Source organism: Marinomonas sp. S3726 (assembly GCF_000967665.1).
Taxonomy (GTDB): Bacteria; Pseudomonadota; Gammaproteobacteria; order Pseudomonadales; family Marinomonadaceae; genus Marinomonas.
In genome coordinates this window covers 32,055-48,207 of the sequence record NZ_JXYC01000027.1, presented here as the reverse complement: position 1 = coordinate 48,207, position 16,153 = coordinate 32,055, and the positions used below count along the sequence as shown (strand labels likewise).

Below are 16,153 nucleotides of genomic sequence, written 5' to 3'. Positions count from 1 at the left end.
ATTATTCAAGAGTGGAACAGATTGTTAGACGTAAATGTAAGTAGATGAAAACAATAAAAACTTGAAGACAAAGAGGAATAAAGAATGGAATTTGGTATTACTTTTAAAGGCTTCGTGAGCCCAAATCGTGCTAGAAATTTAGTGAGACAAGCCGAAGAAGCAGGCTTTGATTATTGCTGGTTCTATGACTCTCATATTTTGTGGCGTGAATCATTTGTTGCTATGGCTATGTGTATGGAGCATACAAAAACCATGCGTTTTGGACCTTGCGTAACTAACCCTAATATTAGAGATTGGTCTCTTTCTGCTAGCCTTTATGGCAGCTTGGCAGCGCAAAGTGGCGGCCGTTTTGATATTGGCTTAGGCCGTGGTGACTCATCTATGAGGGTAATGGGTAAGAAGCCAGCACCTTTGGCTCGTGTGGCTGAATTTACACATAAAGTAAAAGCCATGGTTCGCGGTGAAGAAGTTAGTTATGGAGAGTGTGAAGAGCCTGTTAAACTACCTTGGGCTGATGGCTATGAGTTACCCGTTTGGATTGGTGCATATGGCCCTAAAGCCCTTGCTACTGCAGGTGAAGTGGGTGATGGTGTCATTTTGCAAATTGCTGAACCCAGCTTGATCACATGGTTTAAAGACCAAGCTATTACAGCGGGCGAAGCTGCCGGTAAAGACATGTCTAACTTTAAAGTTCAGGCTGCTGCTCCTGCTTATTTCGGTAAGATGGAAGATTGTGTCGAACACACTAAATGGTTCCCAGCTATGGTAGGTAACCATGTGGCAGATATCGTTGAGAAATATGGTGCTGATTCGGGGCTTGTGCCAAAGAGTCTAACGGATTATATCGAAAACCGTAAAGGTTATGATTATTCAAAACATGGTCAAAGTGATAACCCTTATCTAGATTTCATCTCTGAAGATATTGTTAAAAGTTTTTGCGTTTTAGGCGAGGTGGATGATCATATTGCGAAAATTCGCAATCTTGAAGAAGCGGGGACCACTCAGTTTAATATCTATTTAGATAATGGTGATGAAGAAAACATCATTGCCCAATACGGTAACCACATTATCCCTGAATTTAAAAAAGGGTAAGTTCTAAGCTTTCTTGCTTATGTGGCACTGTCATTTTAATAGCAGTGCCACTTTTCCTCTCTTCATTCCTGCTTGTTTATTCCCAAAGCGTTAACCTCTTGTTGTAGATATATAATTTTTTGTAATTCCACGGCATTAAATCCTTCCTATCAATGTGTTTTTTTAAATCCCTACTAATATTTACTAAGACAAAAAAATTTTGATTGTCTTAGATAAGAAAACTTTATCAGGCATTTAAAAAGAAAGGCTTAGTTAAGGCTGTTTATGATAAAGAAGTCAGAAAATGCGTTACATAAAGGCAGTGGGAAACTACATTGGTACCACTGGTTAGTTGTTGTTTTATCTCTCGTTTTAACCTTGAGTGCTTGGCAAGTGACATCTCGTCTAGCGGATCAGAAAAGTCAGATCCAATTTGATTTCCAGTCAGACCTTTTGGTCGAACTCGTAAAAGAAAGAATGCTGAAATATGAAGATGCTTTGTGGGCCGGTGTTGCTGCCATACACTCCCAAAACAAAGTTGTTAATACTAAAACATGGAATGCCTTTGCTAACGCTTTATCGATTGAAGAAAAGTACCCAGGTATTAATGGTATTGGTGTTATAGATTATGTCGCACCCGATAAGTTGGATGATTATCTTGAAGAACAAAGACAACTTAGGCCTGATTACCAAATTTACCCGACCCACGATAAAAATGAGTATTGGCCAATTACCCATATAGAGCCTGTTAAACTCAATAAAAAGGCTGTGGGTTTAGATATGGCCCATGAAAAAAATCGCCACACAGCCTCGATAAAAGCGAGGGATACCGCATCGGCACAGATTACTGGGCCGATTATTCTCGTTCAAGATGCGAAAAAAACGCCGGGATTTTTGTTTTTCGCACCTTACTATCAATTTGTTCAGCCCCCTAACAGTATTCCTTTAAGACGCGCATCTTTTATCGCTAATGTCTATGCGCCTTTTATCATGGAAAACCTTATGCGAGGCACACTAAAAAATGAAAATCGACTTGTTAACTTTAAAATCAGTGATGGGGAAGACCTTCTTTATGATGAGTTAAAGCCAAACTCTGAAGGATATGATGTGTCTCCTTTATTTTCGAAAACATTTGAAGTTGATATGTATGGCCGTAGTTGGACTTTTGAAATGCAATCAACAATACTCTTTCGGCATCAAGTTTCGAATGATCAACCTATGATGATTCTAATAGGAGGTATTAGCATTGATATTATGTTGCTTATTCTATTCATTGTACTGGCCAGATCGAATAAAAAAGCCATTCTTTATGCGGGTGAGATGACCCGCGAATTGAAAGTGAGTGAGAAAAAGCTCACAACAACCATTAATAGTATGCGTGACATACTCATTACGATTGATAACTCAAATAAAATTCTAAGTTTTAATAAAGCAGCAGAAATTGCATTAGGACTTAAAGAGTCTGACGTGATTGGTCAAGACATATCCGTGGTACCTGATCCTAACCTAGTTACATCAGATAGTGTTGAGAAACATTACTTAAATGTGAAAGGTAAGCACACCTACGAAGAGAAAAAAGTTATTAATGTTGCTAACAAAGAGGGACGGTTGTTACCTATAGATTTAACCATTACTAAAGCCAGTTCAAATTCTACTAATTATTATATTGTTCTTATTCGTGACCTATCGAATGAAGTGAAAATCGAGAAAGCATTAGAAAGTTCTGAGGCCTTATTGGATACGGCCGTGAATGCTTCTTCAACTGGATTTGCTATTTTAAATCTAAACCTAGAATTTATTGAATTAAATAAATCGATTTGCTCATGGTTAAGTTTTAATCGGAGCGACCTGATAGATGAAAATTTTAATAAGATATTATCGAATGAAGGCTCTTTGATAATTAATGACATGATAAAAAATATGCTAAAGCGTAAGCAGTCTTCTATTCATGTTGAAAGTCAATTTATCAATAAAAATGGCAGCTATATTTGGGGCTTACTGACCGCAGCATTAGTAATTGATAAAAATAATGTTATTTCTAATATTGTTATTCATATTGTAGATATTCAAAAAGAAAAAGAGCTTTTACAAAACCTCATTCAGCAAAATAAAGCATTAGAGAAGAGCAATGCAGACCTAGAGCAGTTTGCCTATATAGCATCTCATGATTTGAAATCGCCATTAAATGCAATTCAACAACTGGCTCACTGGATTGAAGAGGACTGTGAGAAAGTCTTACCAGAAGAGTCTAAAAATCACTTAAGCCTGATGATAGGCCGATCTAGCCGTATGATAAGGCTTTTAGATGATTTACTAAATTACTCCCGTGTTAGTCGCTATGAATATAAATATGAAGCACTTGAGTTAAAGCACCTTGTTTCCGATCAGTTTAGTTTAATTGATAAACCAGATGAATTTACGTGTATTTCATCTAACTCATATTTATTAATTCCTAGGGTGCCATTTGAAATTATTATTCGAAATATATTATCTAATGCTGTGAAACATCATGATAAAGATAAAGGTTTAATAGAAATTAAATTTAATAAAACCGATACAGATCAAATTATTACAGTTACCGATGATGGTCCAGGTATTCCACCGGAAATGCATAAAAAAGTATTAGAAATGTTTCAAACACTTAAACCTAGGGATGATGTAGAAGGAAGTGGTATGGGGCTAGCTTTAGCGAAAAGAATAATCAATCACTACAATGGTGATTTATCCATTGAATCCGATGGTGTGAGAGGGACGTCTTTTATTATTCGTTGGCCATTACCCAATCAATAACGCTTTAAATTGAGGTTAAAATGAGTATTACAATTTTATTAATCGAAGATGATGATGTTGATGCGATAGGAATTAAAAGAAGCTTTGTGAAAGTTGGGTTAAAAAATGAAATAGTAAGAGCAAAAAATGGTAAGGAAGCTCTGAGTTTATTGAAAATGGGAGTTGTAGGTTATCCTTTTATCATTCTCTTGGATTTAAATATGCCAATGATGGATGGGTTAGAGTTTTTAACTTATTTACGTGAGTATGAGAAATTTAAACAAAGCATAGTATATGTTCTAACGACGTCAAAATCTGAGCAAGACATTGCGCTAAGTTTTGATAAAAATGTGGCAGGTTATTTTATCAAAAATGAAGTTGGAACGGGTTATGATTCCATTGTTGAATTCTTAGGGGCTTACATGAAAATTGCCCATTTTCCTAAATCAGTGTAACCACTGTTTTTAAGGAAGTCATCTTGAATGTGTTGATTGTAGATGATGATAAGGTTGATCAGGAGCTTGTCTTAAGAGCACTTAGGAAGAGCCACTTAGATGTTTCTATTGATACAGCTAAAACGGTCGATGAGGGTCTCGATCTCTATCAAGAGCATTCTTACGATATTATCTTGCTTGATTATCGTATGCCTGAACGTGATGGCACAGAGATGATTTATGAACTTACTCAGTTACCTACAAGTTCAAATACTGCGATTGTTATGATGAGCTCGTCAGAAGATGAGCAGCTTGCAATAGATTGTTTAAAAGCTGGTGCACATGACTTTTTAATGAAATCTGAAGTAACAGGTGTCAGGTTAAGGCGGGCAGTACTTCAAGCGAAAGCGCGATTTGAGTTAGAGCAGCAGCTAGCCGAAAGTTATAAAAAAGTTAAGATTTTGGCTGAGTCTGACCCTTTAACAGGTCTTTCTAATCGGGCTTACTTCGAACACTCCTTAAGAATCAATATCGTTAACAACATTCGAGATAAGCATAAAATTGCTCTTTTATTAATTGATTTAAATAATTTGAAATTCATTAATGATACCTATGGTCATGATGTTAGTGATAGGTTACTGCTATTAGTTGTTGATAGTATTAAATCTTGTCTAAGAGGCAATGAACTGTTTGCAAGGCTAGGTGGTGATGAATTCAGTATTTGCTTATCTAACCTAGATACAGCTGAGGACGCCAGTAAGGTTGCTACTCGTGTGGTTGAAACCTTAACCAAGCCATTCTTGATTAATGAATCTGAAATCCACTCAACAGCCAGCGTTGGCATCTCAATTTATCCCGATAACGCCACAGATTTTGAAGAACTTTTTAAACAAGCAGATATTGCTATGTATCGAGCGAAGAAATTAGGCCGAAGCCGAGTTTGTTTTTTTGAAGAAGAGATGCAAGAGCAGTTTTATTTACGTGCACTATTAGAGAAAGAGTTAAAGCAAGCTCAAGAGTTAAGGCAATTTTTGTTACATTATCAACCCATACTTAATCCTAAGAATAAGACGTTATTTGGCTTTGAAGCTTTGATACGCTGGGGAGTAGATGGTCGCTTACGCTCACCACGAGACTTTGTACCCGTTGCAGAACAAACTCAACAAATGGTTAGTATTGGACGCTGGATAATAAAAACAGCTATCTCTTCTTTGGGTAAATTTAATCAAGGCAGGGAAAACTTGCTGGTGATGACTATCAACTTGTCTACTATCCAGTTTCACGATGTTAAATTAGTGGATTATATTCAAAAGTGTCTAATTGAATATAAGGTCGCTCCTAGTTTAGTTGCATTTGAGTTAACTGAGAGTGCTTTTTCCGAAAAATCACATCACTCAATTAACATTATCAGAGAGCTAGATAAGTTGGGCTGTAAAATCGCATTGGATAACTTCGGCAAAGGCTCTTCTTCTGTTAACCATTTGAAAAAGTATCCTATTTCTTTGATTAAACTTGATCGTTCATTAATGCCGAAAAATCTAAATGACAGCCAAAATATGGCTTTAATCAAGGGGCTAACTGTCATGTTACAGCTGTTAAAGCGTGAGGTAGTTGCAGAAGGTGTCGAGACGGAAGCGCATATTGCCGTGTGTTCTGAACTTGGTATTAACTTGATGCAGGGCTTTTATTTTTCTGAAGCTAAAGGCTATGAGGAAATAGTGCAGGATTATCTGCAATTAGATGATTAAGCTCATTTATAAGTTTACTTCAAAATTGAGGCTTATTGATCCTGATACAAACCTGATAGAGCTATCAGGTTTGTATTTGCAGATTTTAACTAGCAAGCTTGTGATCTAATCACTTTCTTATCCTAGCCATGTTGATTAATGGTTTTAATAATATCCGCTAACGCTTGATCTGCTTCTTCATTTGCTACTTGGCAAGTACCTGCATTCATATGACCACCGCCATTATAGGCTAGGCATAATTCACCCACATTGGTGTTAGAGCTTCTATCTAGAATGGATTTACCGATTGCAAAAACCGTGTTTTGCTTTTTTAGGCCCCATAGTTTATGGATAGAAATATTACAGTTAGGGAAGAGTGCGTAGATGATAAAACGGTTAGTTGCATAAATCGTTTCTTCATCTAGAAGGTCAAGCACAACCAGGTTGTCATGACGTGTCGCACAACGGCGAATTTGCAACTTAGCTTGTTCATCATGATGACGATAAAGCTCGACTCTTTCTTTCACATCTTCCAGCTCTAGAATCTGTTCGATGGTATGGTTCTTACAATAGTCGATTAGCTTCATCATAAGCTGGTAGTTAGAAATACGGAAATCTCTAAAACGACCTAAGCCTGTTCTCGCGTCCATAATGAAGTTAAGCAATACCCAGTCTTGTGGGTTAATGATTTCTTCCTCAGAGAACTGGGCTGAATCGCCTTTATCAACCGCGTCCATCATATCAATTGAGATGCTTGGGAATTTCTTCCAACCACCATAATAGTCGTATACCACTCTGGCTGCCGATGGCGCGTTTGCATCTATAATATGGTTTTTAATATCCGCATCATTTCTAACTGTTTCGCTTAAGTGGTGGTCAAAAGCCAGATGACAACCCGCCACATAAGGTAGGTTAGTGGTGATGTCGTTTTCTGTGATTTCTATTTTCCCATCCTGCATGTCTTTAGGGTGAACAAATAAAATATCATCAATAATATCAAGGTCTTTTAAGAGGACGGCGCAGACTAAACCATCGAAATCACTACGGGTAACAAGGCGAAATTTTGTTTCAGACATGATGTTTTCCAAATAGTTGTATAGAGAGTGCTACTTTCATATAGATTAAAGAATATAGTGAGTTCACCATACAAACAATATAATAATAGTTAAATTCAAATTTCATTCATTTATATAAGGTATTGATTTATATAAAGAGAATATCTATAAAAAGTCATGTTTATTTATGAAAAATAAAGTTTTCAAATGCTAATAAATGTTGACTCAACACTTCATATCCTTTTTTGTTTAAGTGTAATTCATCATCGCAAAAAAGTTCAGTTTTTAAGCTTTTATCCTGTTTGATAAAGGCTGAGTAAATATCGATAAATTCTGTATTGGGCCTAGTGAAAGCCAATCTCTCCAACAATTTATTCACTTCAATGATTTCTTCATGATGCTTCATCCTAGCTGGGCTTGGTTTAACACTGACAAGTGCAACAGGAAGGTCTGAAAAGTGTTGATCAACTTTTTCTAACAGCTGAATATAGTGCTCTGTGATCTGGTTATAACTTTGTCGGTTACCTATATCATTATCACCTAGGTAAATAACCAATGATTTTGGCTGACGAGCTACCACTAAACGCTCAAAATAATAGACACAAGCTTCAAGCGTTGCGCCACCAAACCCAAGATTTACTGTGTTTATATGGCCTAGATTATGTCGTAGGTCATCCCAGAGTTTGAAGGTAGAAGAACCATAAAATGCGACTGCTTGGCTTTGATTGGATATTTGCGCAAGCTGACTTTCTAGGGCTCTCACGTCCGATTCGAACTCAGCTTCAACTTGATTGAGCTTTAACATATTAGAGCGATATCCGGGCTGGTGGCTCAAAGAAGGCGTAATGGCTATTTCTCTAGCAAGCTGCCTAGCTTCATTAACATAGCCTTTAAATTCACTTTGATATTTCTTCAAAAACTTAGAAAGTGCATCTTTGCGGGTAAGATTAACTCTATCCGAAAGTTTAAATGCAGGCTTGATCACGACAGAATATATGGTGTGATCGACTCGCTTATCAAAGTTTGCAACGGCAATAGGTACAATCCAAGGTTCTTCATTTAACAGGTTTGATTGAGTTAAAGAAAAGGCAGACTCACCAAAAGTAGAAGGAGAGTCTTCCGTTGAAAAACGCGCGCCTTCAGGGGAAATAAGTAAAGGGATATGATCATTGATGACATTCGTTGCATCTTGAAGAAAGCTATTATTTGCCGTGTCATCCTGGCTTAATGATTGCCAACTATCAACAAAGATATGGCCAAACTTGTGGTAATAATCGTCCCGCCAGTATTCATTTTTTTGGCTACGACCAACGACCCTTAACCCTGTCACACCATACTGGTTATCTATGATTAAAGAGCTTATAAACTGAGCATCTAAAGGAAAGTTAAAACCGTTAGGTAAGGTGGTGCTTTCAGCATTGGCTAGGTGGTTATATATAAACAGGCTACCCGCTTTTTTGGGAAGGTTTTCTAAACCTTTAATTACATAAGGGACTTTTTCAAAGGCTTGCTTAAATAGTTGGGCATTCTCACGCCTGATATCCATTTTAGGGGTATCTGAGTCCAGTTCTTTGACTCTGTCGTAGGCCTTTTGTAATTGTAGATAAAATCCATTTTCTCTTTGCACATCTTTTAAAATATCAAGACACATGCCGGCAATGGTTTTTTCTAAAGCACTGCCAAAGTGAAGGCTTTGATATAAGAGGCCAAAGGCTTCATTTGTGGTGATCTGGCTCTTAAGTAGTTCGCTGATTTTATATAAGGGTGAGCTGACCGATAATAGTGCCGCATTTTGTGCAATAACATTACTTACGGCTGTGACTTCGTTATTAAGGGTTTGGGATAAGAGCCTCATCCTTGCTGCCAACAAATGTGTACCGACTAACCAAATTAAGCGATACCAGTACTTATGTTTAATCTTAGGTGACATCTCTAACAGTTGATCTAGCTTTTCTTGGGAGATATACAAGATGCTGCTATCTCTGGAAGCTATGATAGAAGTTCGATTATTAATATTTTGATTTGGCGCTGTCCAACTAAGTACAGTCCCCCTTCGTGATATCGTTCGTGTGGTTAAGGTTCTGCCTTTATTTGTTTGGTAACTAACAATGACCTTACCCTTGATCAAAAGGTATAGGCCATCTGATACTTTTTCTTGTTGGCTAATAATATCGCCTTGATTCACTAAGAAAAAACTACCAGATTTACTGAAAATGCGTTTTTCTTGTTGGTTAAAGCCTTCAAAAAATGCGCTCGACTTAATTAAGTCAAACGCCTCTTGGGCAGAAAATTTATGATGACTAGTTGGTTCTAAGGGTCTCGTTTCATCAAAGGCTAAACTTTCGTTCGAGAAAAATGGGCGTGTTTGGTTTTGAACCTCTTCTAATACGGGCAGGCAAGAAGTATAGATAAATGACAAGATATCATTGCCGAACTCAGGGTTTTGATTAATTAAGGTGGTGAGGGGCTGTATTGGCAGCCTTAGTAACTGTGTTTTTTTATTCGCTATGTAAGTTGTTGTATAGCGAGCAGGTGATCTAAATGCAGACCAGCCTATGGGAGTGTTCTTGATTTTGACACTGCCAATATTGTGCTCAACATTATTTTCTTTTAGTGGAATAAGTGTGCCGAGTTCCCCAGATAGAAGAAAATATAAATGCTGGCCAATATCAAACTGCTTAACTAAATACTCATCTTTTTCCAGCTCTATAATGTCGGCAATTTGAATTAAACTGCTAATGACTTCTGGTGCTGCTTTCTCAATAAAGGGCAGTTGCTTAATTTGCCTTGTTAAATTCACAGAACGTCCTCTTCTTATGACTAAATTTAGCTGGGTCTTTTAAGGGTTAGTTTTTCATTTAAAACACCATAATCACTACCGCCTAGTCGACTTAGGGGCGATAAACCTAAACTATCTATAAAATATCTGCCTTCGGCTTCACTTAGGATTGAATCTTCAACATGAATGTTCAGCACTTCTAGATAGCAGGCACTTTGGTTTTCACTTAGTTGATGTACATCATATAAGCGACAGTGCATGGCAACTTTAGCATCCGATAATCTCGGTAAATTTGGGCTAAAAGGGGTGAGCGTTAACCCTTGTTCACTCACTTCTGACTGACCATACTTTAAGGTTGCTGCACTTGTATTAACATCTTCTGCATTTTGCACACTAGGAATATGCAAAATGCATTCTTTATCTCTTAATAAGTTGGTTTTTGTATCTTTGTTCAGGTTTTTTTCTTTGTTACCTATGGAAACTACCAGTAAAGCTGGCTCTGAGCTTAATGCGGCAAAGTAAGAAAAAGGCGCTAGGTTGAAGCTGTCTTCTTCATTCGCTGTCAGTATCCATGCTATGGGCCTAGGTAACACTGTTTGAGTGATTAAATGGTACCTCTGATTTGCCGACATTTTTTCTAGTTCAAAAATCATACTTAGTTTCTCAATTGAATCCCGATATCTAACATTATTCTTTTTGCATCAATTTGTTAATAGACTTGCCGAAGTTTCGGACTGTGCTAAACCTTAGTTATGGAATCAACAAAAACTTTGCCAATAATAGGCAAAGAGTAATCTTGATTATAGGGGACAATAACATGAGTATATTTGACCATGTTCAATCTCGTTATGATTCTCAGCAAGACGAAGAGATGTCATTAGACGAATACTTGAACCTATGTAAAACGGATGTTGGTGCGTATGCAACACCTGCGGAGCGCCTGCTAAAAGCCATTGGTGAACCTAAGATCATAGATACATCAAAAGAACCTAGGTTAAGCCGAATTTTTTCGAACAAATTAATTAAACAATATCCAAGTTTTGAAGCTTTTTACGGTATGGAAGAAGCAATAGAAAGGATAGTTGCTTTTTTAACACATGCTTCTCAAGGCTTGGAAGAATCAAAGCAGGTTCTATATCTGCTTGGGCCTGTTGGGGGTGGTAAATCCTCGCTTGCTGAAAAGCTAAAAGAATTAATGCAAAGTGTTCCTTTCTACGCGATTAAAGGATCACCTGTTTTTGAATCGCCTCTGTCTGTATTTGATGTCAGAGAAGATGGCGATATTCTTAATGAAGTCTATGGTATTCCAAGACGTTACCTTAAAGGTTCTATGTCACCATGGGCAACAAAACGACTAACCGAATTTAACGGTGATATTAGCCAGTTTAAAGTGGTTAAGGTCTATCCTTCTATTCTTCAACAAGTGGCTATATCAAAAACAGAACCTGGTGATGAAAACAACCAAGATATATCTGCATTAGTAGGTAAGGTTGATATTCGTAAGCTAGAGTTCTTCGAGCAAAATGATGCTGATGCCTATAGTTTCTCTGGCGGCTTATGCCGAGGCAACAGAGGTATCATGGAATTTGTGGAAATGTTTAAAGCACCTATAAAAGTGCTGCATCCACTTCTAACGGCTACCCAAGAAGGTAACTACAATGGTACTGAGGGGTTAGGTGGTATTCCATTTGATGGCATTATCTTAGCTCACTCGAACGAATCTGAGTGGCAATCATTTAAGAATAATAAAACCAATGAAGCTTTCATCGATAGGGTATATACCGTCAAGGTGCCTTACTGTACTCGTGTCTCTGAAGAGATGAGTATTTATCAGAAGCTTTTGGAGCATAGCTCTCTTAAATCGGCACCTTGTGCTCCAGATACATTAAAAATGCTTGCTCAGTTTACTGTCTTATCTAGGGTGAAAGAGCCTGAAAATTCATCAGTTTACTCAAAAATGAGAATCTATGATGGTGAAACATTAAAAGATGTGGATCCAAAAGCGAAATCTTTGCAAGAGTATAAAGATGCTGCTGGTGTTGATGAAGGGATGGATGGCCTATCAACTCGTTTCGCGTTCAAAATTTTATCTAAGGTGTTTAACTTTGATCCAATTGAAGTTGCTGCTAACCCAGTTCACCTTATGTATGTTCTTGAGCAGCAAATTGATCAAGAGCAGTTTGACCAAGAACGACATGATAGATATTTAAGAAGTTTGAAAGAGTATCTCGCTCCTAGATATGTCGAATTTATCGGTAAAGAAATCCAAACTGCTTATTTAGAGTCTTACTCTGAATATGGGCAAAATATTTTTGACCGATATGTAACTTATGCTGATTTCTGGATTCAGGATCAGGAATACCGTGATCCTGAAACTGGAGATATTTTAGATAGAGCATCAATCAATGATGAGCTTGAAAAAATCGAAAAACCAGCGGGCATTAGTAACCCTAAAGACTTCAGGAATGAAGTGGTTAACTTTGTTTTAAGGGCGAGAGCTAATTACAACGGTAAGAACCCATCTTGGTTAAGTTATGAAAAACTCAGGATAGTGATTGAGCGCAAAATGTTCTCCAATACGGAAGACTTGTTACCTGTTATCTCATTTAGTGCGAAATCTTCGACCGAAGATAAAACCAAACATAATGAGTTTGTGAAACGTATGGTGAAAAGAGGTTATACCGAGAAACAGGTGAGACTACTTTCTGAGTGGTACTTGAGAGTGCGTAAGTCACAGTAAAGAAAACCCAACAACACTTCCTATGTTGGAAGTGTTGTTAGCCTATTTCAGGCATTGGTGAGAAACCAGTGTCTCTTCTTTAAGCTGCATAGGAGGTGAGCCCATGTCTTATATAATTGACCGCCGCCTGAATGGAAAGCACAAGAGTAGTGTCAACCGACAGCGATTTTTACGCCGTTACCAAAAGCATATTAAAAAAGCGGTAGAAGAAGCTGTTAACGAAAGAAGCATTAAAGATTTGAACCGTGGTGAAAAAATCACCATACCACAACAGGATATACACGAACCTTCTTTTGGTCATGGCCAAGGAGGAACTGGCTCCATTGTTCACCCAGGTAATAAAGAGTTCAACACTGGAGATCGTATTCCAAAGCCACCTAGTGGTGGAGGGCAAGGCAGTGGTTCGGGTGATGCCAGTGATCAAGGGGAAGGGGAAGACGATTTTGTTTTTCAAATCTCACAAGAAGAGTTTCTCGACTATGTTTTCGAGGACCTTGAATTACCTAACCTTTTGCAAAAAGAATTAAAAGAAATTAAAGAGTTTTCTTTAAAACATGCGGGTATCGTATCAGACGGTACACCATCTAAATTGAACATAGTGCGTTCTATGCGAAATGCTCAAGCACGCCGTATTGTTATGAGTAGAAGTTCAAAACGGCTTTTACTTGAAATTGAAGAGCAGATTGAAGAAATTGAAAAAAAAGATGCTGCTCTTAAAGATGAAAGCTTGCTGAAAGAATTATTATTACAAGCTGAACAGTTGCGTCAAAAAATTGATAAAACCCCTTTTCTAGATAGCTATGACCTTAGATACAACCATCATGTCAAAGAGCCTAAACCAAGTAGTCAGGCGGTTATGTTCTGTATTATGGATGTGTCGGGTTCTATGACCCAAGAAACTAAGAATATTGCTAAACGCTTTTATATTCTCTTATATCTATTTCTTCGCCGTAATTATGAAAAAATAGAAGTCGTCTTTATTCGGCATCATACGAGTGCAAAAGAAGTCTCTGAAGAAGAGTTTTTCTACTCAAGAGAGACTGGTGGCACCATAGTGTCGAGCGCACTCAAGCTTATGGATAAAATCATTCAAGATAGATATCCATCCAATGCTTGGAATATCTATGCCGCTCAAGCTTCTGATGGTGATAACTGGGATGATGACTCTGATACTTGTCGTAAAATCTTGGAAGAATCCATTATTGATCAGGTGCAATATTTTACCTATATCGAAATCACACCAAGAAACCACCAGAGCCTTTGGTATGCTTACGAGCAGGTTCAAAATACACACCCTAGCTATTTTTCCATGCGCCACATTACAGACCTGACCGATATTTATCCGGTATTTAGAGATTTGTTCCAAAGGAGGTTGCATGAGTCAAGCCAAAAATAAGCGGAATTTCTTGTCAACAGGATCTGATTGGACATTTGATTTAATAGAAACCTACGACAAAGAAATCGGCAAGATAGCAGCAGAGTTTGGTTTGGATACCTACCCAAACCAAATTGAAGTGATTAGTTCTGAGCAGATGATGGATGCTTATGCGTCTGTTGGTATGCCATTGGGCTATCACCATTGGTCATATGGTAAGCAATTTTTAGATGTTGAACAAAACTATAAGCGCGGCCGTATGGGGTTAGCTTATGAGATAGTGATTAACTCTTCTCCTTGTATTGCTTACCTTATGGAAGAAAATAATATGATGATGCAGGCCTTGGTAATTGCCCATGCCTGTTATGGCCATAATTCTTTCTTTAAAGGAAATTACCTTTTTAAAACCTGGACAGATGCAACGGCTATTATCGATTACCTTGTATTTGCGAAGAAGTATGTTCAAGAATGCGAAGAAAAATATGGCATAGAAGATGTTGAGCTTACTTTAGATTCATGTCATGCCTTGATGAACTTTGGGGTAGATAGGTATAAGCGTCCTGTGCCTCTATCAGCAGAAGAAGAAAAAGCGAGAGTTTCTGAAAGAGAGCATCAATTACAACAGCAAGTTAACGACCTTTGGCGCACTATCCCTAAGTCTGATAAGCCTGGAGATGGTGAAGATATTAGAGAGTCTTTCCCTAGCGAGCCTCAGGAAAACCTACTTTATTTTCTAGAAAAACACGCGCCTCTTTTAAAACCATGGCAACGTGAATTAGTTCGGATTGTGCGCAAAATGGCGCAATATTTTTATCCTCAAAGACAGACTCAGGTAATGAATGAAGGATGGGCGTCATTCTGGCACTACACGCTTGTTAATAGCTTATATGACAAAGGCTTAGTAGAAGATGGCTTTATTCTAGAGTTTTTACAGTCGCATACGAATGTGGTTTATCAACCTTCTTTTGATTCTCAGTTTTACTCTGGCATTAACCCTTATGCTCTTGGTTTTGCTATGTATACCGATATTAAGAGAATTTGTGAAAACCCAACACAAGAAGACAGGGAGTGGTTTCCTGATTATGTTGATAAGCCTTGGTTAGAGGTTTTAGATTTTGCTATGCGTAACTTTAAAGATGAGAGCTTTATATTGCAGTTCTTATCACCAAAGTTAATGCGTGATTTCCGCTTTTTTGGCTTAGAAAATGATGTGTTAGATCCTTTTGTTGAAGTTAAAGAAATTCACAATGACGAAGGCTATCGTTTACTAAGAGACAGATTGGCACAACAGTACAACTTGAGCTATCGAGAGCCTAATATACAGGTGCAAAAAGTAAACATTTTGGGAGATAGGAGCTTAGTATTAAAGCACACTATGAATGGTGATCGACCACTTAATGAGGATACAGTTGAAGTGTTAAAGCACTTTAGACGTTTATGGGGGTTCGATGTTAGGTTGGAATCATGGGGCAAAGATGGCTTAGTAAAAAGCTATACCTGTACCGACGATTCAGAGTAAAACAAACTGAGTAAACTAACTAGGGGAAAGTATTTAATGTCTGATGCTTTCCCCTTGATTCTCTTCCCTAGAATGTGATCTCATTTGTTGTTTAATATCTTGAGCAACATTTCTTTTATGAATAAACCCCAAATAATTGATGCCATTGTTAGCATGCTTGAAAAGCGGTTTGAAACTGCCGCGGCAGCAGCCCTTCAAGCCTATGAAGCGGCTACGGATAAAGAAACTGTCGCAGAAAATAAATACGATACATTTGGTTTAGAAGCTTCCTATTTAGCCCATGGGCAATCTCAGAGAGTGATTGAATGTGAGAATGATTTAAAACACTTTTTAGCTACTGATTTTAAGGTATTTAGAGAAGATGATGAAATTGCTATGGGGGCTTTGATCCGCTTAACACATGACTCGGGTAAAGTGATGAACTGTTTCATATCGCCTTGTGCTGGTGGACAAGCATTTGAGTGTGGTGAAATGAATGGTATTTTGATCACACCTAATTCACCTATGGGGAAATCGTTAATGGGATCCTTCCTTGAAGATGAAATAAAAGTGGCGATTGGCCATGAGACCAAGTACTACGAAATTACCTACCTTTGCTAATTTAATATATTTTTAAGCTGTCCATAGATAAACACTCGAATCATTTTTTTAGCTATGTTATTTTGCCCGCCCATTTTTTAAAAC

Annotated in this window: 11 protein-coding genes; 8 read left to right on the top strand and 3 right to left on the bottom strand. The window is 37.7% G+C overall.

Annotation, left to right across the window (positions count from 1 at the left end):
• Positions 1-84: 84 nt before the first annotated feature.
• The 4 genes from TW85_RS19415 to TW85_RS19395 all read left to right on the top strand — a co-directional run bounded on the left by TW85_RS19415 (position 85) and on the right by TW85_RS19395 (position 6,022).
• Positions 85-1,092 carry a TIGR03842 family LLM class F420-dependent oxidoreductase gene (locus TW85_RS19415; RefSeq protein ID WP_046018804.1) on the top strand — a complete coding sequence of 336 codons (1,008 nt, stop codon included), beginning with the start codon at positions 85-87 and terminating at the stop codon, positions 1,090-1,092.
• A gap of 264 nt (positions 1,093-1,356) precedes the next feature.
• Positions 1,357-3,861, top strand: coding sequence for a CHASE domain-containing protein (locus tag TW85_RS25650; protein ID WP_052702313.1), 2,505 nt, complete (start codon positions 1,357-1,359; stop codon positions 3,859-3,861).
• 20 nt (positions 3,862-3,881) lie between these two features.
• Complete coding sequence (locus tag TW85_RS19400; protein WP_046018803.1) at positions 3,882-4,295, top strand: response regulator; 414 nt, start codon at positions 3,882-3,884, stop codon at positions 4,293-4,295.
• Between the two features lie 29 nt (positions 4,296-4,324).
• Positions 4,325-6,022, top strand: a complete 1,698-nt coding sequence (locus tag TW85_RS19395) for a GGDEF domain-containing response regulator (protein ID WP_238326267.1) — start codon at positions 4,325-4,327, stop codon at positions 6,020-6,022.
• Between the two features lie 122 nt (positions 6,023-6,144).
• On the opposite strand, the gene TW85_RS19390 is transcribed toward TW85_RS19395, so the two are convergent.
• From TW85_RS19390 to TW85_RS19380, 3 genes are all read right to left on the bottom strand, one after another.
• Positions 6,145-7,077: an exopolyphosphatase gene (locus TW85_RS19390; protein ID WP_046018801.1), complete on the bottom strand. Its 933-nt coding sequence runs from the start codon at positions 7,075-7,077 to the stop codon at positions 6,145-6,147.
• Positions 7,078-7,237: 160 nt separating this feature from the next.
• On the bottom strand, positions 7,238-9,856 hold the full coding sequence (locus TW85_RS19385; RefSeq protein ID WP_046018800.1) for a cyclic nucleotide-binding domain-containing protein: 2,619 nt from the start codon (positions 9,854-9,856) through the stop codon (positions 7,238-7,240).
• A gap of 26 nt (positions 9,857-9,882) precedes the next feature.
• Positions 9,883-10,488: a flavin reductase family protein gene (locus tag TW85_RS19380; RefSeq protein ID WP_046018799.1), complete on the bottom strand. Its 606-nt coding sequence runs from the start codon at positions 10,486-10,488 to the stop codon at positions 9,883-9,885.
• 164 nt (positions 10,489-10,652) lie between these two features.
• Here TW85_RS19380 and TW85_RS19375 point away from each other — a divergent pair, with 164 nt between their 5' ends.
• The 4 genes from TW85_RS19375 (at position 10,653) to TW85_RS19360 (ending at position 16,069) form a co-directional block, all read left to right on the top strand.
• A complete protein-coding gene (locus TW85_RS19375) occupies positions 10,653-12,575 on the top strand; it encodes a PrkA family serine protein kinase (RefSeq protein WP_046018798.1) in 1,923 nt (640 codons plus the stop codon).
• 103 nt (positions 12,576-12,678) lie between these two features.
• Positions 12,679-13,971: a YeaH/YhbH family protein gene (locus TW85_RS19370; RefSeq protein WP_046018797.1), complete on the top strand. Its 1,293-nt coding sequence runs from the start codon at positions 12,679-12,681 to the stop codon at positions 13,969-13,971.
• The gene (locus TW85_RS19365) at positions 13,952-15,469 is read left to right on the top strand and encodes a SpoVR family protein (protein ID WP_046018796.1); all 1,518 of its coding nucleotides are present in this window, start codon (positions 13,952-13,954) and stop codon (positions 15,467-15,469) included. The genes TW85_RS19370 and TW85_RS19365 overlap by 20 nt, the downstream gene beginning before the upstream one ends.
• A gap of 117 nt (positions 15,470-15,586) precedes the next feature.
• Positions 15,587-16,069, top strand: a complete 483-nt coding sequence (locus TW85_RS19360) for a hypothetical protein (protein ID WP_046018853.1) — start codon at positions 15,587-15,589, stop codon at positions 16,067-16,069.
• Positions 16,070-16,153: the final 84 nt, after the last annotated feature.

Bases quoted from the DNA above. Each gene is read 5' to 3' on its own strand.
- TW85_RS19375 (WP_046018798.1), top strand. From the start codon at position 10,653: ATGAGTATATTTGACCATGTTCAATCTCGTTATGATTCTCAGCAAGAC.
- TW85_RS19400 (WP_046018803.1), top strand. From the start codon at position 3,882: ATGAGTATTACAATTTTATTAATCGAAGATGATGATGTTGATGCGATA.
- TW85_RS19365 (WP_046018796.1), top strand. From the start codon at position 13,952: ATGAGTCAAGCCAAAAATAAGCGGAATTTCTTGTCAACAGGATCTGAT.
- TW85_RS19415 (WP_046018804.1), top strand. From the start codon at position 85: ATGGAATTTGGTATTACTTTTAAAGGCTTCGTGAGCCCAAATCGTGCT.
- TW85_RS19390 (WP_046018801.1), bottom strand. From the start codon at position 7,077: ATGTCTGAAACAAAATTTCGCCTTGTTACCCGTAGTGATTTCGATGGT.
- TW85_RS25650 (WP_052702313.1), top strand. From the start codon at position 1,357: ATGATAAAGAAGTCAGAAAATGCGTTACATAAAGGCAGTGGGAAACTA.
- TW85_RS19380 (WP_046018799.1), bottom strand. From the start codon at position 10,488: ATGATTTTTGAACTAGAAAAAATGTCGGCAAATCAGAGGTACCATTTA.
- TW85_RS19370 (WP_046018797.1), top strand. From the start codon at position 12,679: ATGTCTTATATAATTGACCGCCGCCTGAATGGAAAGCACAAGAGTAGT.
- TW85_RS19360 (WP_046018853.1), top strand. From the start codon at position 15,587: ATGAATAAACCCCAAATAATTGATGCCATTGTTAGCATGCTTGAAAAG.